We start from the raw sequence: 21,891 nt of genomic DNA on the forward strand, positions 1-21,891 counted from the left end.
GGTGGCGGGGGGTGTGCGGTGCGTGGGTGTATCGCCCGTGGGTGGTGACGGAGCCGGGGCCCACGAGATAGCCGGCTGTGCCGCGGATGTCGATGCCCGGGGCGAGCCGCCCGGCCGAATTCGGTACGGGTGTGGTCGGCGGGCCGGTGAACCAGAGGTGGCGGCCGCCGCTGGGGGTGAGGACCGTGACGGTGGGCGGGATCGCGAAGTCGTGCTGTTCGGCGATGAACCGTAGGGCGATCAGGCCGTCGGCGCCGTTCTTGGTGTCGAGGTCGACGCCGATGAGGTGGTGCGGGGGCCGGCCGCAGGCGATGCCGTAGCCGGTGGCCCAGGGGGCGGTGGCGAACATCCGGCGGATGGTGAGCGGGTCGGTGCTCGCGTCATGGACGCCGTGCCCGAGCCGGCCGCACTCGCCGCGGCAGGGCGGGGCCGCGGGACGGCCGCGGTGCGGGGACCGTATGGCGGGGAGCTTGTTGCGGGTCAGCGGGATGACGGGGTAGCCGCGGCCGGCGGCGAGGAGTGCCTCGGCGAGCGCGGCGGCGTGCGGTTCCGGCGGCTCGGTGGGTGTGGGGCCGGGTGCCCCGGCGTCGGAGGGGGGCGGCCCGGCCGGAACGCCGGCCGTCACGTCGGGCGGCAGGTCAGCTCGCAGGTCGGGCGGGTGGTCGGGGCGTGGATCGGGCCGGCGGTCGGTCGGTGTTTCGGTGTGGCGTTCATGGCGTCGGTGCGTGGCCATGGCTCCATTTTCGTACGAACGTTCGATGAAGGGAAGGGGGTGTGGAGGGAGCGGCCCGTGCGCCGGCGGCGGAGGTTTATTCGGGGGTGATCATGCTTGCGGGGGAATCGGGCCCTCGTGATGGGTTCGCCGCGGATTCGTGGGCAAGCCTGAGTGCGCGACGTCGAGGCAAGCGCCACGGTGGTCGGCCAACTACCCGGTGGCACAAGGAAGTTCCAGCAATTTCGGTCCCGCGCAGCAGAGTCGTACCAGTGCAGAGTCGTACCAGTGGTGCCGTACAGGAGAGCCGCAGAGCCGTACATCAGAGTCGTATGTCAGCCGTACATCAGACCCCCGCGCAGCAGGTCCGCGCCAGAGTCGGCGCGGTAGGTCCAGAAGTCGTGTTCCGTAGGAGGAATAGACATGGCAAGCATCCGTACCGCCGGCGTCCTCGCCGCTGCCGCCGCGTTTCCCTTCGCGGTCGTGCTCTGCGCCGGCGTGGCGCAGGCCGACAACGGTGGCTTCGCGACCGGCGGGTCGAGTTCGGCGGCGACGAGCCAGGCGGGGAGCGGTGTCGGCGGCGCCAACCTCGGCAATTCGACCACCGGTCAGCAGGTCGCCAACGGAGCCGGCGCCGCCACTCAGAACAACACCGCGAGCGTGAACGGCTCCGGCCCCACGCAGATCGACCAGACCAACACCACCGTCAACTTCACGAAGCTCTGGTGAGTCGGTGGCCCGCCGCAAGGGGAGTGCGGTGCGGCTGACCGACGGGTGAGGCGTCAGGGCCGGCACGGAGTGAATGGGGCTGCTCCGGAGTTCGCTGCGCCGGCCTTGACAGTGAGCGGGTTTCTGACGGACAGTCAGAAACCCGCTCGCTTCGTTCGTGTGCCCGGCTCCCTGCGCACCGGGGACCGGGCGTACGGCCACCAGAAGGGGAGGCCGCCGACGTGCACCTCGCCCCCACCGCGCGCCAGGAGCAGTTGCGCGGCCAACTGCGCCGCTACTTCCGTGCGTTGCTGCCGAACGGGCCGGTCGAGGATGCCGCGGAGCAGCGTGCGGTGCTGCGCCGGATCGGCGCCGACGGCATGCTGGGGCTGGGCTGGCCGACCGCGTACGGCGGGCAGGGCCGCGGGCCCGACGAGCAGTTCGTCTTCTTCGACGAGGCGTACCGCGCGGGCGCTCCGGTCTCGATGGTCACCCTCAACACCGTCGGCCCGACCCTGATGGCGTACGGCACCCCGCAGCAGAAGGACTTCTTCCTGCCCCGCATCCTCAGTGGCGAGCTGGTCTTCGCGATCGGCTATACGGAGCCCGAGGCCGGCACGGACCTCGCCGCACTCCGCACCCGCGCGGTGAAACGGCCGGGTGGAGAGGCGAAACAGCCGGGTGACGAGGCGAAGCAGCCGGGTGGCGAGGGCGCGGCCGATGACGCCCACTGGCTGATCAACGGCGCCAAGAGCTTCACCAGCAACGCCCACCGGGCCGACTGGATCTGGCTCGCCTGCCGCACGGACCCCGACGCGCCCAAGCACCGCGGCATTTCCCTCATCCTGGTGCCCACCGACGCACCCGGCTTCTCCTGGACGCCGATCGAGACGGTCGGCGGGCTGATGACCACCGCCACCTACTACGACGGCATTCGCGTCCCGGTCGGGAACCTCGTCGGTGCGGAGAACGGCGGCTGGCAGCTGATCACCCACCAGCTCAACCACGAACGCGTCGCCCTGGCCGCCCTCGGGATGCAGGCCGAGGACTCCTTCGACGCGGCGCTGGCGTACGCCCGTACGCCGGATCCGGAGACCGGCGAACGGCCCGCGGACAGGCCCTGGGTACGGTCCCGGCTCGCGGAGGCGCACGCCCGGCTGGCCGCGACCCGGCTGCTGAACTGGCGGCTGGTCGGGGACGTGGGCGCCGGGTCGCTCAACCCCGGAGACGCGGGCGGGGCGAAGTTCGCCGGGACGGAGAGCGCCGTCGAGGTCTACCGGATGTGCCAGGAGGTGGCGGGGGACGCCGCCCTGGTGCGGGCCGGTTCACCGGGCGCCTTCGAGGGCGGCGAACTGGAGCGGATGAACCGTGCGGCGCAGATCAACACCTTCGGGGGCGGAGTGAGCGAGATCCAACGGGAGATCGTCGCGACGATGCGGCTGGGGATGCGGAGGGGGCGGCGATGAGCGAGGTGGCGCAGGGGGAGTCGGTGCAGGGGAAGTCGGCGCCGGGAGAGTCGGTGCAGGAGGAGTCGGCGCCGGGGGAGCCGGTGCCCGAGGTGCGTTGTACCGCCCGGCCCGTGGACGTGCTCCCCCGCGAACGGCTCAAGGCGTACGAGGGGCGGTCGGCCGCGCGCGCGGGGGCGGGCAAGGACCCGGTCAACGCGCCGATGATCAGGCACTGGTGCGAGGCGGTGGGCGACACCAGTCCGGCCTATCGGGGGCCCGACGCCATCGCCCCGCCGACGATGCTCCAGGCCTGGACGATGGGTGGCCTCTCCGGCCATACGGACCGCTCGGGCGCGTTCGACGAACTCTTCGCGCTGCTGGACGGCGCCGGGTACACCTCCGTCGTCGCCACCGACTGCGAGCAGGAGTACCTGCGACCGCTGCGGCCCGGCGACCGCATCACCTTCGACGCGGTGATCGAAGCCGTGTCGGAGCGCAAGACGACAAAGCTGGGGACGGGGCACTTCGTCACGACGCGGATGGACATATGGGCGGACGGGGAACTCGCGGGGACGCACCGCTTCCGGATCCTCAAGTACGCCCCGTCCGCCCGGAAGGCTCCGGAGGCCCCGAAGGCCCCGGAGGCCCCGCACACCCCGGAAGCCCCGCCGGAACGGACGGCAGAGCAGCAGAAGCCGGAACGGGAGCCGGAGCAGAAGCCGCAGTCGGCCGCTGCAGCCGGCCGGCCCGCCCCGCGGCGACCCCGACCCGTCATCAACCGCGACAACGCCGGCTTCTGGGAAGGCGTCGCCCGGCACCGGCTGCTGATCCAGCGGTGTGCGGGCTGCCGGACGCTGCGGTTCCCCTGGCTGCCGGGATGCTCCCGCTGCGGGGCACCGGAGTGGGACACCGTCGAGGCGAGCGGCGCGGGAACGGTCTTCTCCTACGTCGTGCTGCACCACCCGCCCTTCCCTGCCTTCGACCCGCCCTACGCGGTCGGACTGATCGAACTCGCGGAGGGGGTGCGGATGGTCAGCAACATCGTCGGCGTCCCGTACGACCAGGTGCGCATCGGCATGCCCGTCCGACTCGCCTTCCAGCGGGTGGACGAGGAGGACGAGGAGTACGAGCTGCCGGTCTTCCGTGCGACGCCAGGCGGTGAGGGGTGACATGGACTTCACCCCCACACCGGAGCAGACGGCGGCCCGCGAACTGGCCGCGGAGATCTTCGGCGATCTGTCCACCCCCGAGCGCCTCGCCGACTGCGGCGCAGGTACGGACGCCGAGCTCTGGAAGGCGCTGTGCACGGCCGGGCTGCCGGGCGCGGTGGCGGAGACCGGGCTGCTCGGACTCGTCCTGATGCTGGAGGAGCAGGGTCGTACGACGGCGCAGGTGCCGTTCGCCGCGAGCTGCGTCTACGGCCTGCTGGCGGTCGGCGCGCACGGCAGCGGGGACCAACGCGCGCGGCTGCTGCCGGCGCTCCGGGACGGCAGCGTGATCGCCACCGGGGCCTTTCCGGCCCGGCCGGGTGGGGTGCGGGCGGTGCCGTCGGCGGACGGGACGGGGCGGCTGACCGGCAGCGTCCCCGTGGTGCCGTGGCTGCGCGCGGCCACCCATGTGCTGGTGCCGGACGGGCCGACGCGGACGCTGTGGCTGCTCCGTACCGACGCCCCCGGGGTGCGACGGGACCCGGTCGAGACCACCGCCCCCTGGTCGGCGGGCCGGCTCACCCTCGATGACGCGCCTGCCGAATGCCTGGGGCGGGGCGTGACCGAACGTGGGGGGTCGGATGCGGGCGCCCCGCAGCCGCCCGCCGCCCGTCCGTACGGCCCGTACGCCGATGTCCTGGCCACCGCCCGTACTGCCTTCGCGGGCCTCCAGGCCGGGGTCTGTGCCGGGTCCCTGGCCCGTGCGGTGTCCCACACCACCACGCGTGAGCAGTTCGGCCGTCCGCTCTCCACCCACCAGGGCGTCCTGCTGCGCGCCGCCGACGCCTATATGGACACCGAGGCGATCCGGCTGACCGCCTACGAGGCGGCCTGGCGCCGGGACGCGGGCCTGGACGCCGGGGAACAGGCGCTGACCGCCGCCTGGTGGGCCGCCGAGGCGGGCACCCGTGTGGTGCACACCGGCCAGCATCTGCACGGCGGTATCGGCGCCGACCTGGACCACCCCGTCCACCGGCACTTCCTGTGGGGACGGCAACTGGCCGGATATCTGGGCTCGGGAGCCGAAGTACTCGAAGAACTGGGGCAGTTGCTCACTTCACGGGACGTAGGGGAAGCACGGGACGCGGGGCTGTCGCAGGACGCGCATGACGCACGAGACCCGGACGACGCACGGGCCCCGGACGACGCACGAGACCCGGACGACGCACGAGGCCCGGAGGGCAGACCCGCCCCGGACGACGAACCCGCCCCCCAGCCCCGGCAGGAGGCCGCCTCATGAAAGCCGGTGACGAGCTTCCGGCGCTCACCATCCCGATCACCCGCACCCTGATCGTCGCCGGAGCTCTCGCCTCCCGTGACTACCAGGACGTACACCACGATGCCGAGGCGGCCCGGGAGAAGGGTTCCCCGGACATCTTCATGAACATCCTCACCACCAATGGGCTGGTCGGCCGCTACCTCACCGACCACTTCGGGCCGCGCTGCGTCCTGCGCAAGGTTGCCATCCGTCTGGGCGCCCCCAACTACCCAGGGGACACCATGGTGTTGCGCGGCACCGTCACCGAGGTGTCGGACGGTACGGCCGTGGTGCGGGTCGTCGGCGCGAACGGCCTCGGCCACCACGTAACCGGCACGGCGACGGTGAGCCTCCCGGGCGACGCGGCGATGGGGAGCCTCCAGGAGGACGCGGCGATGGGGAGCCTCCAGGAGGACGCGGCGACGGCGGGCCTCCCGGAGGGCACAGCGACCGCGAGTCTCCAGGAGAGCACAGCGACCGCGAGTCTCCCGGAGGGCACCGAATGAGCATCCATCGCGCCGATTCCCTTGGGGGCCGGGCCGCGATCGCCGGGATCGGTGCGACCGAGTTCTCCAAGGACTCCGGCCGCAGCGAACTGAAGCTCGCCGTCGAGGCCGTACGGGCCGCCCTCGACGACGCCGGGCTGACCCCCGCGGACGTCGACGGCATGGTCACCTTCACCATGGACAGCAACCCCGAGATCACCGTCGCGCAGGCGGCCGGCATCGGCGAACTGTCCTTCTTCTCCCGGGTCCACTACGGGGGCGGCGCGGCCTGCGCCACCGTCCAGCAGGCAGCCCTGGCCGTCGCCACCGGCCTCGCCGAAGTGGTCGTCTGCTACCGCGCGTTCAACGAGCGCTCCGGCCGCCGCTTCGGCTCCGGCGTACAGCAGCGCGAGCCCTCCGCCGAGGGGGCGGCACTCGGCTGGAACCTCCCCTTCGGTCTGCTCACCCCCGCCTCCTGGGTGGCCATGGCCGCCCGGCGTTACCTACACACCTACGGGCTGACGCCGGAGGCCTTCGGCCATGTCGCGGTCACCGACCGCCGCCACGCCGCCACCAACCCGGCCGCGTACTTCCACCGCCGGCCGATCACCCTCGCCGACCACGCCGCCTCCCGCTGGATCGTGGAGCCGCTGCGGCTGCTGGACTGCTGCCAGGAGACGGACGGCGCCCAGGCGGTCGTGGTGACCTCGCCCGAGCGGGCCCGCACGCTGGCCCACCCGCCGGCGCTGATCACGGCCGCCGCCCAGGGCGCGGGCCGCGCCCAGGAGCAGATGACCAGCTTCTACCGCGACGCGCTGACCGGCCTCCCCGAGACGCACGTGGTCGCCCGCCAGCTCTGGCGCACCTCCGGTCTGGCCCCCGCCGACATCGACGTCGCGATCCTCTATGACCACTTCACCCCCTTCGTGCTGATGCAGCTGGAGGAGTTCGGCTTCTGCGCGCCGGGCGAGGCCGCCGATTTCGTCGCCGCGGACGCCCTCCCCCTCAACACCCACGGCGGCCAGCTCGGCGAGGCCTATCTGCACGGCATGAACGGCATCGCCGAGGCCGTACGCCAGCTCCGCGGCACCTCCGTCAACCAGGCCGGCACCCCCGCACACGTGCTGGTCACGGCGGGCACGGGAGTGCCCACCTCGGGTCTGGTCCTGGGCGCGGACGGCTAGCGATTCGGTGGGCGGCCCGGCCAGCGACTGCCTGGCAGTTTCCGCAGGTCATCGCCGCTCGCCAGGCCTACGACACCGCCCGGGAGGAGTCGGCAGCCTGGGACGTGTGGGACAGAAGGGGAAGGTGTGACAAGCGCCGACCCCTTGGGGGAACCGCCCCGGCCGGTCCCCCCAAAGGAGGTCCGGCGGCCCCTACCCGTACAACTTGAGGCGGATGGCGCTTCGGCACCTGGGGGCGATCCGCTGGGGCCGCCCTCGCTCCTAGCGTGGTCCACATGACCACGCCAGTGTGCACAAGCGCTTCGACCGCCGCTGTGTTCCCGACGTTCTCGTCCTATGTACGGGCCCGGGGGCCGGTCCTGCTGCGCGCTGCGCGGTCGATGTCCGGTAACCCGAACGACGCCGAGGACCTCCTCCAGACCGCGCTCACCAAGACCTTCGTGGCCTGGGAGCGCATCGAGGACCACCGCGCCCTGGACGGCTACGTCCGCCGCGCGCTGATCAACACCCGTACCTCCCAGTGGCGCAAGCGCAAGGTGGAGGAGTTCGCCGTCGACGAGCTGCCGGAGCCGGAACCGCAGCCGGCGCCCGACCCCGCCGAACTCCAGGGCCTGCGCGACGCGATGTGGCGCGCGGTGCTGCGACTGCCGCCCCGCCAGCGGGCCATGGTCGTCCTCAGGTACTACGAGGACCTGAGCGAGGCCCAGACCGCCGAGATCATGGAGGTCTCGGTCGGCACGGTCAAGAGCGCCGTCTCCCGCGCCCTGGCCAAGCTCCGCGAGGACCCGGAGCTGGGGATGCTCTCGTCCTGACCCGGACGCCGCAACGCCCCGAACGGGCGCGCCCGGCGCATGCCCCCTTTGCGCCCTTCCGTCACTTCTCCAGCCGGCCATACGCTCTTCGTGCTCTGGCTATCAGGCGAAGGAGGACGAAGAAGTGGGCAAGCATCGCAGTCCGATCGGAGATGACGGGCAGCAGCCGGATCGCCCGATCCCACCGGCTCCGGAACCGACTCCGCCGCCGAAGCCCGAGCAGGCTCGTTGACCTCGCGTCCGGTCCCCGAGGAGTCCATCGGCGGTCTGCTGGACGAGATCGCCGGGCAGCTCGGTTTCCCCGTCCCCGCTCACCTGCAAGCTGCCCTGCGCGCTGTACCCCGCCACCTCTTTCTGCCGGCCACCCTGTGGTTGCGTGACGGGAACGGCGGCCACGAGCCGTGTGACCGGGAGAGCGAACCCGACCGCTGGTGGCGCGCGGCCTACTGCGACGCCCCTCTCGTCACCCAGTTCGCGGAGGGGCCCGACGGCCACCGTGCGCCGTCCTCCTCCGCGTCGATGCCCAGTGTGGTCGTACGCATGCTGATGGCGCTGAGCGCGGAAGCGGGGCACTCGGTGCTGGAGATCGGTACCGGCACCGGGTTCAACGCGGCCCTGCTTTCCTTCGTCTGTGGGGCGGAGAACGTGACCTCGCTCGACGTCGACCCCGAGCTGACGCGCCGCGCACAGCGGGCGCTCAAAGCCAGTGGGCAGCAGCCGGACGTGGTGTGTGCGGACGGCGCGGGCGGCTGGCGGCCGAACGCCCCCTACGACCGGATCATCGCCACCTGCTCCGTCCGGACCGTGCCGCTCCCTTGGCTGGAGCAGACCGTGACCGGCGGTCTCCTCGTCATCCCGTGGGACACCCCCTGGTGCAACTTCGGGACGCTCATCGCCACGAAGCAGGCAGACGGAACCGCCGAGGGTTCGCTCGCCCCGTTCGGTTCGTTCATGCTCCTGCGCGCCCAACAGGTCGATGCAGAGCTACGAGCCGGTTTTCCTGGGGCGGGCCAGGACCCCGAGCGGTCCATGACGGGGCTGTCCCCCTGGTCGGTTGCCGGGAACGACCTCGATGCGCAGATGTATGTCGGCCTCCGCGTGCCGGGGGCCTGGCATGTGTGGGACACCGAGGTGGCGGAGGCCCATACGCGGCTCTGGCTGGCCGACGGCCGGACCAGCAGCTGGGCCTGTGTGGACTACGACGGACAGCAGACCTCGGCCTTCGCGGTGTCCCAGTACGGCGCCAGGAAGTTGTGGGACGAGGTGGCCCGGGCGTACGAGGAGTACGTGGCCGCCGGCCGTCCCGGCGTGCACCGGCAGCGGCTGCGCCTCACCCCGGACGGCTGGGGCACGCGCCATGAGGTGAGCGTCAGCGGGAGAGTCGCGTGAGCGCGTAGCGCCCCGGTGTCGTGCCCACGTACCGGGTGAAGTGCCGGTGCAGATGGGCTTGATCGTGGAAGCCCGCGGCCACCGCGACCTCCGCCGGACGGCTGCCGTCGAGCAGGAGTCCACGGGCCCCGTTCGATGCGTTTGCCGATCAGGTAGGTGTGCGGCGGCAGCCCGTAGGTCTGCTTGAAGCAGCGGATCGGATGCGTGGGGTGGGCGTGCAGGACGGCAGCCGCCTCCGGGACGGATATTCCGGCCGGCAGACGGGAGTCCAGCAGGTCGCGCAACGCGGCGGCCAGCCGGTTCGCCTCCCGGCCCGGTGTACGCGGCGGCCGGGGTGGCCGATGAGGAGACCCCGTCCTACTGCTCGAACCGGCCGGCACGCTCAACACCGGTGACGCGGGCGGGCCCAGGAGCAAGGCGCCCGAGGCCCTTTGACCGCGTCAGCGCGCGTCGGCGGCGTACGCGAGGAAGTCGGCCCAGGTGGTGGGGCGGACGCGCAGCTGCGGGCCGTGGGGGTTCTTGGAGTCGCGTATGCGGATGGTGTCCGGGGCGGTGGCGACCTCGATGCACTCGTTGCCGTTGCCCTGGCCGCTGTAGCTGCTCTTCTGTCAGGCGACTTCTACGCAGTCGTTGTTGTCGCTGCCGCTGTAGCTGCTCTTTATCCACACCAGCGCGGTACCGGAAGGCCTCAGCGTCATGTCTCTCCCCGCAGCTTCTCGATGAATGCCAACGACTCTCGTGGGGTGAGAGCCTGGGACCGGATGATTCCATATCGCAGTTCGAGGACCTGTACCTCTTTTGGATGCACAACCAGGCGACTGGTGAGCTGCGCCTCCGAGTACCCCACGGTCGACCCATCCCTGAGTTTCAGAAGCTGAACCTGACCGCTCATTCCGGCGTGATCCTCGCGTTCCGTCGGCATCACCTGGATCTCGACGTGCCTCAACTGCCCGATGTCCAAGATGCGTTCGAGCTGCCGACGCAACACCATCTTGCCCCCGATGGGCCGCTTCAGTGTGACCTCTTCCTGCACGAATGTCAGTGTCGTGATCTCCACCGCTTCCGCAGCGCATCGACCACTGGCACGGCGCAACGCACGTCCCACGTCCCGCAATTTCCCGCTGACGGCAAAATCCCAGCAGGTCACCCCGTGGGGCGTCCCAAAAAGCCCCATGGGTCACGCTCTCTGTAGCCATGGGACGCCGCCCTCGACAGGCTTTTCACCGACCGGCGGCCCACCGGGCCCGGCCAGGGAACCGGCCGCCGATGAAGGAGGACCCACATGAAGGCACGGAGGATGACCCTGCGGCGCGGCGCGGCAGCCGCCGCCATGGGAATCGCGATTTTCGGCGGGGTGATCGTCGCCGCGCCCGCCCATGCCGGCACTACGGCCCAGGGAGCCTCACCGGCAGCCGCCGAGAAGGCCCGGCTCGCTGCTGGCCCTCCTTGCAGGATCTACCACCACGGCGTCATCCGTCTGGGTGTGCACACCTACTGCTCGAACCAGCCCTCTTGGCGCAGGCACCGTGCACGGGCTACCTGCATCAACCACAGCAACCCCCTGATCACGTATACGCGGTGGGGCCCTTGGCGCAAGCCCGGCGAGAAGTCCTCGATGAGCTGCAACTTCGAAGACGGCTACGAGTACGCCTGGGTGGACCTCCGATAACGGGTGGGCACGGGGCACGACAGGAGATCGTGGGGCAGCTCGACGAGGTGGCCGTGTGCCGCTGCCGCTCCGCGTCGGTCACGTCCCCCGGTTCACCATCAGCCTGCCCACCGCCTGTTCCAGGTCCGCGATGCGGTCGGCGAGGCGGGTCTTGTCGGAGCCTTCGGCGTCGCGCAGGAGGAGTTCCACTTCGGCGAGCTGGCCGGCGATCTCTGCGAGGCGGGAGGCGTCGCCGGCTGCCGGCTGCGGGGACTCGGCGGGCTCCGCGGCTCCCGGGACCGGCGGGAGATCGGGGTGCTGGCCCGTAGCCGGCTGCCCGGCCTTCCCGGATTCCGATGGCTCCTGGGATTCCTCCGCTCCCGGCGTCGCGGCCGGGGCCGTGGGAGCGGCCGCGCCCGTCGGGGACGTTGCCGCCGCCGGGCCCGGCGCGCCCTCGCCGCCGGGGATCTCGCCCGAGGTCAGCAGACGCTTCAACTGGTCTGCCTGGGCGGCGAGTTGACGGTTCTTACGGAAGAGGTCGAGGAAGACGTTCACCTTCGTGCGCAGCAGCCAGGGGTCGAACGGCTTGATCAGGAAATCGGCGGCGCCGACCGTGTAGCCGCGGTAGGCGTAGTTGGGGTCGACGGAGGCGCCGGTGAGGAGGATGACCGGGACGTCTTTCGTCTGGTCCAGGCCCTTGATGTTGGCGGCGGTCTCGAAGCCGTTCATGCCCGGCATCAGCACATCGATGAGGACGACCGCGAATTCCTCGCGGAGCATGGCCTTGAGGGCCTCCTCGCCGGAGCGTGCGCGCACCACCTTCTGGGTGAGCGAGCCCAGTACGGCTTCCAGCGCGACGAGGTTCTCCTCCATGTCGTCGACGATGAGGATGCTGGGTGAGGTGTCCGGTGCGGTCGTCATGACTGCTCCCCCGTCGTTCCCTGGTCGTCCCGGCCCGTGTCCCGGTCTGTGTCCCGGTCTGTGTCCTGGTCTGTGTTCAGGTCCGTGGCCCGGCTTGTGGCTTGGCCCGTGCCCTCGTCGGCGGTGATCTCGTCGGCGTCGGTGCTCTCGCCCGTATCGGAGGCCTCGCCCCCGGCCTCGCCCCCGTCCGGGCGCTCAGGAGGCGTACCGGGACAGCAGCCCTCCGGGTCCAGGAGGCGGCAGATCACGGTCAGCAGCCGGTCCACATCCACCGGTTTGGGGATGTAGTCGTTGGCTCCGCTTTTGATGGCCTTTTCGCGGTCGCCCGGCATGGCCTTCGCGGTGAGCGCGATGACCGGGAGGTCCGCGAACCGAGGTGCCTGCCGGATCGCCTTGATCATCTCGTAACCGTCCATTTCGGGCATCATGATGTCCATCAGCACCAGCGAGACATCCGGTGTCCGGTTGAGGACTTCCAGGCCCTCGCGGCCGTTCTCGGCGTACTTCACGGTGATGCCGACCCGGCCCAATACGTGCGTGAGCGCGAAGACATTACGGATGTCGTCGTCGACGACCAGGATGCGGCGGTCGGCCAGCACCTCGCCGGGGCGGCCGCTGAGCCAGTCCTTGAGGCGGATGGTCTCGGGCCAGGTGACGGCATCGCCGTCGGCGGAGGGGGCCGTCGCCGGTGCGGTCGGCTCATGGGTTTCCTGTTCGCGGAAGACGTCCCCGCGCGGCGCCTTCTCCAGGGCCTCGGGCGCGGACGTGCGCTGTTCGCCCAGGGTGGGCAGGGGACCCGGGGCCGGGGCCGGTTCGGACGGTACGGGGCCCTCCGCGATGAGGGGCCCGACAGGGGCCGCCGTGGTGGCGGAGGGTCCGGTGTAGCGCGCGGGCACGTACAGGGTGAAGGTCGAACCGACGCCCGGCTTGCTCTCGGCGATGATCCGGCCGCCCAGCAGCGCGGCCATGTCACGGCTGATGGAGAGGCCGAGACCGGTGCCGCCGTATTTGCGGTTGGTGGTGCCGTCGGACTGCTGGAACGCCTCGAAGATGCCGTCGAGTTTCTCCGGCGAGATGCCGATACCGGTGTCCTTGACGGAGAGCGCGATGACGTCGTCCGCGTTGCGCAGGGCTTCCTCCTCGAAGTCCGCGCCCGACACCCGCTGGACGATGAGTTCCACGCCGCCGGAGGAGGTGAACTTCACGGCGTTGGACAGCAGGTTGCGCAGGATCTGCTGGAGGCGCTGCTCATCGGAGAAGAGTTCCTTGGGGACGTTCTCGCCGACCTTGACGTCGAAGGTCAGGCCGCGGTCGAGGGTGAGCGGCTTGAAGGTGGCGCGGACGTAGTCGAGGAGTTTGATGAGCGGCAGGGTCTTGGGGTGGACGTCCATCCGCCCGGCCTCGATCTTCGACAGATCGAGGATGTCGTTGATGAGCTGGAGCAGGTCGGCGCCGGCGCGGTGGATGGTGACGGCGAACTCCACTTCCTGTGCGGAGAGCCGGCCCTCGGGGTTGTCGGCGAGGAGCCGGGAGAGCACCAGCAGGGAGTTCAGCGGGGTGCGCAGCTCGTGCGACATGTTCGCCAGGAATTCGGACTTGTACTGCGAGGAGGTGGCCAGCAGTGCCGCCTTCTCCTCCAACTCGGCGTTCGTCAGCTGGAGCTCGTCCGAGCGCTGGCGGAGCTCGGCGGTCAGGCGCTGGGATTCCGACAGCAGGGACTCCGTACGGGCGTTGGCGATGATGGTGTTGATCGAGACGCCGATGGTGTTCACGAACTGGTCGATGAAGGCGAGGTGGACCTCGCTGAACCGGCTGAACGAGGCCAGCTCGATGACGCCGAGCACTTGGTCCTCGAAGAGGATCGGGAGGATGACGATGCTGGCGGGGGCCGAGGCCCCGAGTCCGGAGCTGATGGTGATGTAGTCGGGCGGGACGGCCTCGACCACGATGCGCTTCTTCTCCATGGCGGCCTGGGTGATCAGACCCCAGCCGGGAGTGCCCAGCCGCAGCCGCGGCAGGGAACGGCGGCCCTCGGGCTGTCCGGTGCCGTACCCGGCGATCAACTCCAGTCCCTCGCCCGGCTCGGCACCCGCCTCGGCCAGGAAGAACGCGCCGAACTGAGCGTTCACCAGCGGGGTCAGCTCGCGCAGGATCAGATCGGCGACCTCGACCAGGTCGCGGTGGCCCTGCATCAGACTGGCGATACGGGCCAGGTTGGACTCCAGCCAGTCCTTGGCGCGGGTGGTCTCGCGGAGGTTGGCGACCATCAGGTTGATGTTGTTCTTCAGGGCGGCGACCTCGCCCTTGGCGTCCACGGTGATCGAGCCGGACATGTCGCCCTGGGTGACGGCGCTGGCCACCTCGGCGATCGCGCGGACCTGTGTGGTCAGGTTCAGCGCCAGCTCGTTGACGCTGGTGGTCAGCCGCTTCCAGGTGCCGTAGACGCCCTCGACCCGGGCCTGGCCGCCCAGTTGCCCCTCGCTGCCGACCTCACGGGCCACCCGGGTCACCTCGGACGAGAACGAGGACAGGGTGTCGACCATCGTGTTGATCGTCGTCTTCAGCTCCAGGATCTCGCCGCGGGCGTCGACGTCGATCTTCTTCGACAGGTCGCCCTTGGCGACGGCGGTGGCGACCTGGGCGATGTTGCGGACCTGGGAGGTCAGGTTGTCGGCCATGGAGTTGACGTTGTCGGTGAGGTTCTTCCAGACGCCGGAGACGCCGTGCACCTGGGCGCGGCCGCCGAGCCGGCCCTCGGTGCCGACCTCGCGGGCCACCCGGGTCACCTCGTCCGCGAACGCCCGCAGCTGCTGGACCATCGTGTTGACGGTGTCCTTCAGCTCCAGGATCTCGCCGCGGGCATCGACGTCGATCTTCTTCGACAGGTCGCCGTTGGCCACCGAGGTGGTCACCTGGGCGATGTTGCGGACCTGGGAGGTCAGGTTGAGCGCCATGAAGTTGACGTTGTCGGTGAGGTCCTTCCAGACCCCGGAGACGCCCCTGACCTGCGCCTGACCGCCGAGGTTTCCCTCGGTGCCGACCTCGCGGGCGACGCGGGTGACCTCGTCGGCGAAGGCGGAGAGCTGGTCGACCATCGTGTTGATCGTCGTCTTCAGTTCGAGGATCTCGCCCTTGGCCTCGACGGTGATCGTCTTGCCGAGGTCGCCCTCCGCGACGGCGGTGGCGACCAGAGCGATGTTGCGGACCTGGGAGGTCAGGTTGTCGGCCATGAAGTTGACGCTCTCGGTGAGGTCTCGCCAGACCCCGGAGACGCCCCTGACCTGCGCGCGGCCGCCCAGCCGGCCCTCGGTGCCGACCTCGCGGGCCACGCGGGTGACCTCGTCGGCGAAGGCGGAGAGCTGGTCGACCATCGTGTTGATCGTCGACTTCAGTTCGAGGATCTCGCCCCGGGCATCCACGGTGATCTTCTGGCTCAGGTCGCCGTTGGCCACCGCCGTCGTCACCTGGGCGATGTTGCGGACCTGCCAGGTCAGGTTGGACGCCATGAAGTTGACGTTGTCGGTGAGGTCCTTCCAGACCCCGGAGACGCCCCTGACCTGCGCGCGGCCACCGAGCTGGCCCTCGGTGCCGACCTCGCGGGCCACCCGGGTCACCTCGTCGGCGAACGCCCGCAGCTGGTCCACCATCTTGTTGACGGTCAGCTTCAGCTCCAGCAGCTCGCCGGTGGCCTCCACCGTCACCTGCTGGGTCAGGTCGCCGGTGGCCACCGCCGTCGTGACCACGGCGATGTCGCGCACCTGCGCCGTCAGCCGCGACGCCATGGTGTTGACCGCCTCGGTCACGTGCAGCCAGTCGCCGGAGAGCCCCTGGACCTTGGCCCGGCCGCCCAGCCGCCCCTCGGTGCCGACCTCGCGGGCGACCCGGGTGACCTCGCCGGTGAACAGCGACAGCTGGTCGACCATGCGGTTCACGCCGCTGCCCAGCCGGCGCAGATCGCCGCGGAGCTGGCGGTTGCCGTCGTGCAGATCGACGCGCTGGGTCAGATCACCGTCGGCCACCGCGTCCAGTACCCGGGTGGCCTTGGCGAGCGGTACCACCAGCGCCTCCAGCACGGTGTTGGCCGCCTCGATGTTCGTCGTCCAGGTCCCCTGGCCGGGGCTCGCGGAGATCCGCTCGTCCAGCCGGCCCTGCCGGATGACCTCGCCGCGTACGCGCTGGAGCTCGGACGCCAGATGCTCGTTGCGGGCGATGATCTGGTTGAGGACACCGGCCATATCGGCCAGCACGGGGTCCGCGGAGCCGCCGTCCGGCGTGCTCTGTACACGTGTGGTGAAGTCTCCGTCGCGCAGCGCGTTCATCACCGCGAGCAGCGGCCGCAGCTCGCTGGCGCGCACCCATTGCCCGTCGGGCGGGGGCTGGTCGGGGAGCCGGACGGGCGGCGCGGGCCCGGGCGTCTCCGTGGGCTGTGCGCTCTCGCGGGCCTCGGTGGGCTGTGCGGACGCAGGGGGATCCGGGGGTTGCGGAGCAGACTCGCGCCGGGTCGGGTCGAGCGCCATGACACACCATCCCCCCAAAGATCGATATGGAGTGGGTCCGGTCGGGCAGAGTGATCCATTTGGGCAGGTATGACATAGTATAAAGCGCCCGTAGATGTATTTTCCCGGCACATCCAGGGGGTGCAGTGACCTCGCTGTCCTCCCCGCCCATGACGGAATCCGTCTCCCGGAAAGGCTTGCCCGCCAACCAGCTTGCCGCGGCCGGTGCGCGCAAGTTCGTACGGGCGCTGCTCTCCGAACGGGCGGCCGCACCACCCGCCACGGCCGGGCCCGGAGCGGCGGCGATCAGCCAGGAGCTGATCCATGACGCCGTCCTGCTCACCAGCGAGCTGGTCACCAACGCCGTGATGTATGCCGGCACCGATATCGATGTGACCTGCCGCCTGGAGTACGTCCGGCCGGGCGAGGAGGGCGAGGGCGCGCGACGGGGGCGGGCCCGGGTGGGCGTCGTCATGGAGGTCTCCGACCGCCACCCCTCCCGGCGGGTACGCGGCGGGGTGGACGCCCGCAGCGGAGAGCCGGGGTACGGGCTCCAGCTGGTGAGCGCGCTGGCGGAGTCCTGGGGCGTGACCTACCGCAAGGCGGTGAAGACCGTCTGGTTCCGGCTGGAGGCCACCGAGGGCGAGCCCGGCACCGCCGGAAGCCCGCTTCCCCAGCTCGACAGCCTCGGCGCCGCACCTCCCGCACCGCTGGATCACACCGTGCGCGAGCGCGCCCGCCGGTCCGGGTCCGCCGCCGAATGGGCCGACCGCGGCGGCCCGTCCTTCCTCGCCGAGACCAGCGAGCTGCTGGCCGGGCAGCTCGACCAGGACATGGTCACCGCGCTCGCCGCCCAGCTGCTGGTGCCCCGGCTCGCCGACTGGTGCGCGATCTGGCTGACCACCGAGGGCGGCGGCATGCAGCTGTCCCGGGTCTGGCACGTCGACGAGCGGCGGATCGTCCCGCTCCGCGACGACCTGGAGCGGGACCCGCCGACCGAGGTCGTCCGCACCGCCGGCATCCCCTGGCCCTGGCCGGAGTCCGCCGGCGCGTCCTCCACGGGCGGGTCGGCGCTCGCCTTTCCCCTCGTCGCCCGGGACACCGACCAGGGCGTGCTGCTGCTCGGGCGGGCGGGGCACCTCCAGATGACCGACACCGTGGTGCGGATGGTCGAGGACGTGGCGCGCCGGGTCGCACAAGCCGTGCTCACCGCCCGCCAGTACACCCGGCAGACCACCATCAGCCTGGCGCTCCAGCGCCGGCAGCTGCCCGCCTCGCTCGCCAGCATCGTCGGTGTCGACACGGCGATCGTCTACGAGCCGCACGGCGAGGGCCAGACCGTCGGCGGCGACTTCTATGACGTCTTCCCGATGGGCGACCGCCGCTGGTGCTTCCTGCTCGGTGACGTCCAGGGCAAGGACCCGGAGGCGATGTCGGTCACCGGCCTGGCCCGCCACCTGGTGCGGCTGCTGGCCCGTGAGGGCCACGGCGTCGAGTCGGTGCTCGGCCGGTTGAACCTGGCCATGGCGGAGGAGAGCGCCGAGGCGGTGGAGCTGGGCGGCGAGCAGGCCACCTCCCGCTTTCTGAGCCTGCTGTACGGCGAGCTGGAGGTCGACCCGGGCGTACCGGGGGCCCGTTGCACGGTCGCCACGGCCGGCCACCCGCCACCGCTGCACATGTTCCTCGACGGCACCGTCGAGCCGGCCGCCGATCCGCAGATGCTGCTGGGCATCGACGAGGGCACCGAATTCCAGGCCAGCTCCTTCACCCTCGCACCGGGCGAGACGCTGCTGTGCGTCACCGACGGGGTCACCGAACGCCGCAGCGGCAACTGGCAGTTGGACGACAACGACGGTCTGATGGAAGTGCTGCGGGAGGGCCTGGGGCTGGGTGCCAAGGCCCTCGCCGAGCACGTACGGCGCGCCGCGCACGACTTCGGCACCGGCCCGGTCGAGGACGATCTGTCGGTGCTGGTCCTTCAGGCGGTGACCCCGGAGGCCGACCGGTCCTCATGAGGCCGACCGGCGTCCGTGGGGCACCGCCTGCCCTCGTCCTTACCGCCTGCCGTCGGCCCTGAGGAAGGCCGGCTTGCCGCCGCCGGAGATCACTCCGCCGCCCATCCCGCCGACGGGGTCGAACTGCCCGGCGAACAACGGGCGGCCGACCGAGGGGCCGTCGCCGGCCGCACGCGGGGCCGGTGCGGCCTGCGGGGCCGCCTGAGCGGTGCCGCAGGCGAGCGCACCGATCCCGCCCAGGGCGGCAAGGACGAGGCAACGGCCGAGGTGGGGGCGCATAGGACGCTCCTGTCAGAAGAGGGATCGGAAGAGAAACGCAGAAGAGAAGAACGAGCGCCGGGGTTTCCGGGGATCCTCAGTGATCGCCAGCGTGCTGCGCGCGCGGAGACGGCACAAGCAACGTGCCGACAGGGCCATCCCTGTGGGTGAACGGGAGAATCGAGGGGTGGGCCCGGCGAACCCGTCCGTGGCCGCATCCGGTCATGAGCGGGCAAGAACACACTCCGGAGGGCGTGACATACCACGCGGTATGCGCCGACAATCGCAGCACCACTAACCGCCCGTAGCACAGCGGAGGCACCCGGTGCTCAGCACGATGCAGGACGTACCGCTCACCGTCTCGCGAATCCTGGCCCACGGGGCGACGGTTCACGGTGAGTCGCAGGTCATCACCTGGACCGAGGGGGACCCGCACCGGCGCACCTTCGCCGAGATCGGCCGCCGGGCCGCACAGCTGGCGCATGCGCTGCGCGAGGAGCTGTCCGTGGCCGACGACGAACGGGTCGCCACCCTCATGTGGAACAACGCGGAGCACATGGAGGCCTATCTCGCGATCCCCTCCATGGGGGCGGTGCTGCACACGCTCAACCTGCGGCTGCCCGCCGAGCAGTTGGTATGGATCATCAACCACGCCGAGGACCGCGTCGTCCTCGTCAACGGCAGCCTGCTACCGCTGCTCGCCCCGCTGCTCGCGAAGTTGCCGAACGTGGCGCACGTCGTTGTCGTCGGCCCCGGTGACCGCTCCGTATTGGACGGCATCACGGCGCGGGTCCACGACTACGAGGAGCTGCTCGCCGGACGGCCGGAGAGCTACGCCTGGCCCGAGATCGACGAGCGGGAGGCCGCGGCGCTCTGCTACACCTCCGGAACCACCGGCGACCCCAAGGGCGTGCTGTACAGCCACCGTTCGCTCTACCTGCACTCCTTGCAGGTCAACACCGCCGAGGCGTTCGCCCTCACCGGGCGCGACATCACCCTCCCGGTCGTGCCGATGTTCCACGTCAACGCCTGGGGCCTGCCGCACGCCGCGTTCATGGCCGGCGCGTCCCTGCTGATGCCCGACCGCTTCCTGCAGCCCGCGCCGCTGGCCGAGATGATCGAGACCGTACGGCCCACCGTCGGCGCCGCCGTGCCCACCATCTGGCAGGGCCTGCTCGCCGAATTGGACGCCACGAAGCGCGATGTCGCCTGCCTGCGGACCGTCGTCATCGGCGGCTCGGCCTGCCCGCCCGCCCTGATGCGCGGCTTCGAGGAGCGCCACGGCATCCGTGTCGTGCACGCCTGGGGGATGACCGAGACCTCGCCGCTGGGCAGCGTCTCCCACCCGCCGGCCGGGGTCAGCGGCGACGAGGAGTGGGCCTACCGCGCCACCCAGGGCCGCTTCCCCGCCTCCGTGGAGGCCCGGCTGATCGGCCCGGACGGCGAGCGGCTTCCCTCGGACGGCCGGGCCGCCGGCGAACTGGAGGTCCGCGGTCCGTGGATCGCCGGTGCCTACTACGGCGGTGCGCAGGGCGAACCGCTGCGCCCGGAGGACAAGTTCAGCCCCGACGGCTGGCTGCGTACCGGCGACGTCGGCACGATCACCCCGAACGGCTATCTGACGCTGACCGACCGGGCCAAGGACGTCATCAAGTCCGGCGGCGAATGGATCTCCTCGGTCGAGCTGGAGAACCACCTGATGGCACACCCGCATGTCCTGGAGGCCGCGGTGGTGGCCGTACCGGACGACAAGTGGGGCGAGCGGCCGCTGGCGACGGTGGTGCTCAACGAGGGCGTGACCATCGGCTACGAGGAGCTGAAGGCGTTCCTCGGCGAGCGGGTCGCGCGCTGGCAGTTGCCGGAGCGCTGGGCGGTGATCCCGGCGGTGCCCAAGACGAGCGTGGGCAAGTTCGACAAGAAGGTGCTGCGCAAGCAGTACGCGGACGGGCAGCTGGAGGTCACCCTGCTGGCGTGAGCCCACGGCCGTGAGCGGTGCTCCGGGGCCGGGCGTCCGCGGCGTGGGCGCCCGGCCCGCCGGCCGTCGTCAGTTCGTGCCGATCTTGGCGAGCAGGTCGACGATGCGGGCCTGGACCTCGGCGCTCGTGGAGCGCTCCGCCAGGAAGAGCACCGTCTCACCGACGGCCAGCCGGGGCAGCTGCGCCGGATCCATGTCGGCGGAGGTGTAGACGACCAGCGGGGTGTGGTCGAGCAGCCCGTTGGCGCGCAGCCAGTCGACGATGCCGGCCCGCCGGCGGCGCACCTGCATCAGGTCCATCACGACCAGATTCGGCCGCGTCTGCGTGGCGAGGGTGACCGCGTCGGCGTCCGCGGAGGCCCGTGCGACCTGCATCCCGCGCCGCTCCAGCGAGGTGGTCAGGGCGGTCGCGATGTCGTCGTTCTGCTCGATCAGCAGCACCCGCGGCGGATGCACCTCACTGTCGCGCGGGGCCAGCGCCTTGAGGAGCACGGCCGGATCGGCGCCGTACGCGGCCTCCCGGGTGGCCTGCCCCAGCCCGGCCGTCACCAGGACCGGGACCTTGGCCGCGCCCGCCGCCTGACGCAGCGACTGCAGCGCGGTGCGGGTGATCGGCCCGGTCAGCGGGTCGACGAAGAGCGCCGCCGGGTACGCGGCGATCTGGGCGTCCACCTCTTCCCGGGAGTTGACGATCACCGGGCGGTAGCCGCGGTCGCTGAGCGCCTGCTGGGTGGCGCCGTCCGGCGCCGGCCAGACCAGCAGCCGGCGCGGATTGTCCAGCGGCTCCGGCGGCAGCTCGTCGTCCCTGGGCATCGGCTGACGGTCCACCACCTCTATGGCGCCGTTCGGACCGTCCAGCGGCTCGGGGCCCTCGCTGCCCTCATCGGGCGCGGAGATCGCAAAGGCCCGGCCCTCGCTCGCGTCCAGCAGATGCGGCTGCGGCGGGCCGGCCGGCGGGTGCTGCGGCTGCTGCTGCGGCGGTGCCCCGGGGTGCGGAGGCTGCTCGGCCGCCGCGGGCCCGGCGGCCGTCGACCGCTCACCCTCCTGCGGCGGCGCGGCGAGCTTACGGCGGCGCCCCGAACCGGCGGACGTACCGCCGGGCGGGGTGCTGCCGGGGGGCGGCCCCGGACGCTGCTGGTCGGCGATCTGCTGCGCGAACGGCACGCCCTGCCCGAGCGTCCGCACGCTGAACGCCCTGCCCTGGGAGTGCCCGGCGGCGTGCCCGTCGTCCTCGGCGGCGGGCGGCAGCGGCTGACGGTGCTGCGGCGCGGCAGGCGCGCCCTGCGCGGGCACCGACGGGCTCGCGGCCTCCTCGGCGGGACTGGGGCGACCGCGCCGGCGGCCGGTGGGGGCGGGGGCCTCGGCGGTGTTGAC

Annotated in this window: 16 protein-coding genes and 3 pseudogenes; 11 read left to right on the top strand and 8 right to left on the bottom strand. The window is 71.4% G+C overall.

Annotated features, from left to right (window positions below):
• A partial coding sequence (locus tag EST92_RS22080; RefSeq protein ID WP_135789056.1) for a bifunctional DNA primase/polymerase occupies positions 1-733 on the bottom strand: 733 nt, incomplete at its 3' end.
• A 402-nt stretch (positions 734-1,135) separates the two neighbouring features.
• On the opposite strand from EST92_RS22080, the gene EST92_RS22085 reads away from it, so the two are divergent.
• From EST92_RS22085 to EST92_RS22120, 8 genes are all read left to right on the top strand, one after another.
• Positions 1,136-1,441, top strand: coding sequence for a hypothetical protein (locus tag EST92_RS22085; protein WP_129282584.1), 306 nt, complete (start codon positions 1,136-1,138; stop codon positions 1,439-1,441).
• 221 nt (positions 1,442-1,662) lie between these two features.
• Complete coding sequence (locus tag EST92_RS22090; protein ID WP_129282585.1) at positions 1,663-2,886, top strand: acyl-CoA dehydrogenase family protein; 1,224 nt, start codon at positions 1,663-1,665, stop codon at positions 2,884-2,886.
• A complete protein-coding gene (locus EST92_RS22095; RefSeq protein ID WP_129282586.1) occupies positions 2,883-4,037 on the top strand; it encodes a bifunctional MaoC family dehydratase N-terminal/OB-fold nucleic acid binding domain-containing protein in 1,155 nt (384 codons plus the stop codon). The genes EST92_RS22090 and EST92_RS22095 overlap by 4 nt, the downstream gene beginning before the upstream one ends.
• A 1-nt stretch (position 4,038) precedes the next feature.
• Positions 4,039-5,316, top strand: coding sequence for an acyl-CoA dehydrogenase family protein (locus tag EST92_RS22100; protein WP_129282587.1), 1,278 nt, complete (start codon positions 4,039-4,041; stop codon positions 5,314-5,316).
• Positions 5,313-5,840, top strand: a complete 528-nt coding sequence (locus EST92_RS22105; protein WP_129282588.1) for a MaoC family dehydratase — start codon at positions 5,313-5,315, stop codon at positions 5,838-5,840. Before EST92_RS22100 ends, EST92_RS22105 begins: the two co-directional genes overlap by 4 nt.
• Entirely contained in the window at positions 5,837-7,003 is a 1,167-nt protein-coding gene (locus EST92_RS22110; protein ID WP_129282589.1) for a lipid-transfer protein, read from the top strand. The genes EST92_RS22105 and EST92_RS22110 overlap by 4 nt, the downstream gene beginning before the upstream one ends.
• Before the next feature lie 275 nt (positions 7,004-7,278).
• Positions 7,279-7,815: a SigE family RNA polymerase sigma factor gene (locus EST92_RS22115; RefSeq protein ID WP_129282590.1), complete on the top strand. Its 537-nt coding sequence runs from the start codon at positions 7,279-7,281 to the stop codon at positions 7,813-7,815.
• 228 nt (positions 7,816-8,043) lie between these two features.
• Entirely contained in the window at positions 8,044-9,204 is a 1,161-nt protein-coding gene (locus EST92_RS22120) for a methyltransferase domain-containing protein (protein ID WP_129282591.1), read from the top strand.
• Here the strand turns inward: EST92_RS22120 and EST92_RS32320 are convergent.
• The 3 genes and pseudogenes from EST92_RS32320 to EST92_RS22135 form a co-directional block, all read right to left on the bottom strand.
• A complete protein-coding gene (locus tag EST92_RS32320) occupies positions 9,185-9,286 on the bottom strand; it encodes a hypothetical protein (protein ID WP_254068953.1) in 102 nt (33 codons plus the stop codon). The genes EST92_RS22120 and EST92_RS32320 overlap by 20 nt on opposite strands.
• 358 nt (positions 9,287-9,644) lie before the next feature.
• Positions 9,645-9,902: pseudogene (locus tag EST92_RS22130) on the bottom strand (DUF397 domain-containing protein).
• A pseudogene (locus EST92_RS22135) lies at positions 9,899-10,246 on the bottom strand (Scr1 family TA system antitoxin-like transcriptional regulator); the annotation flags it as partial. The pseudogenes EST92_RS22135 and EST92_RS22130, both read right to left, overlap by 4 nt.
• A 240-nt stretch (positions 10,247-10,486) precedes the next feature.
• Between EST92_RS22135 and EST92_RS22140 the strand changes: the two are divergent.
• The gene (locus EST92_RS22140; protein WP_129282592.1) at positions 10,487-10,873 is read left to right on the top strand and encodes a hypothetical protein; all 387 of its coding nucleotides are present in this window, start codon (positions 10,487-10,489) and stop codon (positions 10,871-10,873) included.
• A gap of 78 nt (positions 10,874-10,951) precedes the next feature.
• Here EST92_RS22140 and EST92_RS22145 read toward each other — a convergent pair whose 3' ends face one another.
• Positions 10,952-11,773: a response regulator gene (locus tag EST92_RS22145; protein WP_129282593.1), complete on the bottom strand. Its 822-nt coding sequence runs from the start codon at positions 11,771-11,773 to the stop codon at positions 10,952-10,954.
• Positions 11,770-16,092 (bottom strand): HAMP domain-containing protein, encoded by a 4,323-nt coding sequence (locus EST92_RS22150; RefSeq protein WP_254068954.1) that lies wholly within the window; start codon positions 16,090-16,092, stop codon positions 11,770-11,772. The genes EST92_RS22145 and EST92_RS22150 overlap by 4 nt, the downstream gene beginning before the upstream one ends.
• 347 nt (positions 16,093-16,439) lie before the next feature.
• On the opposite strand from EST92_RS22150, the gene EST92_RS22155 reads away from it, so the two are divergent.
• A complete protein-coding gene (locus tag EST92_RS22155) occupies positions 16,440-18,284 on the top strand; it encodes a SpoIIE family protein phosphatase (protein ID WP_129282597.1) in 1,845 nt (614 codons plus the stop codon).
• A 39-nt stretch (positions 18,285-18,323) separates the two neighbouring features.
• Here EST92_RS22155 and EST92_RS22160 read toward each other — a convergent pair whose 3' ends face one another.
• Positions 18,324-18,563: a hypothetical protein gene (locus EST92_RS22160; RefSeq protein ID WP_129282595.1), complete on the bottom strand. Its 240-nt coding sequence runs from the start codon at positions 18,561-18,563 to the stop codon at positions 18,324-18,326.
• A 304-nt stretch (positions 18,564-18,867) separates the two neighbouring features.
• Here EST92_RS22160 and EST92_RS22165 point away from each other — a divergent pair, with 304 nt between their 5' ends.
• Positions 18,868-20,517 (top strand): long-chain fatty acid--CoA ligase, encoded by a 1,650-nt coding sequence (locus tag EST92_RS22165; protein ID WP_129282596.1) that lies wholly within the window; start codon positions 18,868-18,870, stop codon positions 20,515-20,517.
• Positions 20,518-20,586: 69 nt separating this feature from the next.
• Here EST92_RS22165 and EST92_RS22170 read toward each other — a convergent pair.
• Positions 20,587-21,891: pseudogene (locus EST92_RS22170) on the bottom strand (PAS domain S-box protein); the annotation flags it as partial.

The organism is Streptomyces sp. TM32 (assembly GCF_004122755.1).
Classification (GTDB): domain Bacteria; phylum Actinomycetota; class Actinomycetes; order Streptomycetales; family Streptomycetaceae; genus Streptomyces; species Streptomyces sioyaensis.

Coding starts and splice junctions, on each gene's coding strand:
- EST92_RS22085 (WP_129282584.1), top strand. CDS start 1,136: ATGGCAAGCATCCGTACCGCCGGCGTCCTCGCCGCTGCCGCCGCGTTT.
- EST92_RS22095 (WP_129282586.1), top strand. CDS start 2,883: ATGAGCGAGGTGGCGCAGGGGGAGTCGGTGCAGGGGAAGTCGGCGCCG.
- EST92_RS22100 (WP_129282587.1), top strand. CDS start 4,039: ATGGACTTCACCCCCACACCGGAGCAGACGGCGGCCCGCGAACTGGCC.
- EST92_RS22105 (WP_129282588.1), top strand. CDS start 5,313: ATGAAAGCCGGTGACGAGCTTCCGGCGCTCACCATCCCGATCACCCGC.
- EST92_RS22110 (WP_129282589.1), top strand. CDS start 5,837: ATGAGCATCCATCGCGCCGATTCCCTTGGGGGCCGGGCCGCGATCGCC.
- EST92_RS22115 (WP_129282590.1), top strand. CDS start 7,279: ATGACCACGCCAGTGTGCACAAGCGCTTCGACCGCCGCTGTGTTCCCG.
- EST92_RS22140 (WP_129282592.1), top strand. CDS start 10,487: ATGAAGGCACGGAGGATGACCCTGCGGCGCGGCGCGGCAGCCGCCGCC.
- EST92_RS22145 (WP_129282593.1), bottom strand. CDS start 11,773: ATGACGACCGCACCGGACACCTCACCCAGCATCCTCATCGTCGACGAC.
- EST92_RS22150 (WP_254068954.1), bottom strand. CDS start 16,092: ATGAACGCGCTGCGCGACGGAGACTTCACCACACGTGTACAGAGCACG.
- EST92_RS22155 (WP_129282597.1), top strand. CDS start 16,440: ATGACGGAATCCGTCTCCCGGAAAGGCTTGCCCGCCAACCAGCTTGCC.
- EST92_RS22160 (WP_129282595.1), bottom strand. CDS start 18,563: ATGCGCCCCCACCTCGGCCGTTGCCTCGTCCTTGCCGCCCTGGGCGGG.